1 protein-coding gene is annotated in these 1132 nt (G+C 34.5%); it reads right to left on the bottom strand.

Translation table 11 applies throughout. The annotated features are described in order from the left end of the window. Positions 1-173 precede the first annotated feature (173 nt). On the bottom strand, positions 174-1004 hold the full coding sequence (locus tag DET59_RS21385; RefSeq protein WP_258549767.1) for a DUF2268 domain-containing protein: 831 nt from the start codon (positions 1002-1004) through the stop codon (positions 174-176). Positions 1005-1132: the final 128 nt, after the last annotated feature.

Below are 1132 nucleotides of genomic sequence, written 5' to 3'. Positions count from 1 at the left end.
TGGACACCCTTGCCTTCAGCTAACGGCTACAACGACCTTCACCGTTCGGGACTTGAACCCTAAAGCGTGTGCACATGCCGGGCACACCAAAAAAAAAGCTTGGGATATCCCAAGCTTCTTGTTATTGAATGTGGTGTTCTTATTCAATTAAAGCCCTCTATTATGGAATAGCATTATATTATAAACTTGTCGCTAGGTAATAAAGTTAAATCCTTTATAGAAATATCTTTGTTTTTATCTAGAAACCACTTTATTAAGTAAAACCCTAATGAATAGCCGCCCCAAAAGGGTAAACTTTTATCTTTACTTCCGAACATATATAAATTAGTTGAGGTACCTTTATCATCGATATGATTTTTATATGTGCTTTCCCATATTTTTTTAGCTTGAGACTCAGATAAAGCATCTTTATAAGGTCCAAGATATTCGTCCCCTAATCTTGTCTTCACAAAATGCTCTGCTAATCCCTCTAAAACCATTCGGTCAAGTAAAGTTTCACCATCTTCATTTAGCCCTAATGCACTGATACGCCAATGATGATGATATTCGTGTGTTACGACAGACTTTAAAGTTGAACGTACGTTTTCTTCTGGAAGAACTGCAAAACACATCTTTCCATCCCAATCCGTAAAAGCCGATACTCCATTAAGTTTGGATTTAACGAAATCATCATTTTCATCTAAAATGAACAACTCAAACTGTACAGGTCTATTTGAAGGGTACTGTTTATGCAAAAGTTCCAATTCTTCTTTTATCAAGTTTTCAAAATCAAGCGACCTCATATTGGTCAACTGTTCTTCAAGTGAGTGAATGCTATTGTTTAAATTAAACATTCCGAAGAACAACATCATTTCAAATTCTTCTTCATCAAATTTGAAAATATCCAACAAAATCTCTTTCGTGTTTCCTTCAGGGTTTGATTTTACTACTGAAATAAATTTCTCCATATCAGCAAGTCGATCTTTGTTTTTAACTAGAACATTAATTCGGGTAATTGGTCTCAATCCTTTCTTAACCAGAACTCTTTAATCCATTAAACTCCCTCTATAAAGAAAGAGATAACTCTTGTTCTCTCGCTTATTCTCAATATTCCTAAGAGATTTATATAGCTAAGACATTCGAAGTATGGATA

Origin of the sequence: Rossellomorea aquimaris (assembly GCF_003315075.1) — a bacterium.
GTDB classification, from domain to species: Bacteria; Bacillota; Bacilli; order Bacillales; family Bacillaceae_B; genus Rossellomorea; species Rossellomorea aquimaris_C.
This window is presented reverse-complemented; position numbering and strand designations above follow the sequence as displayed.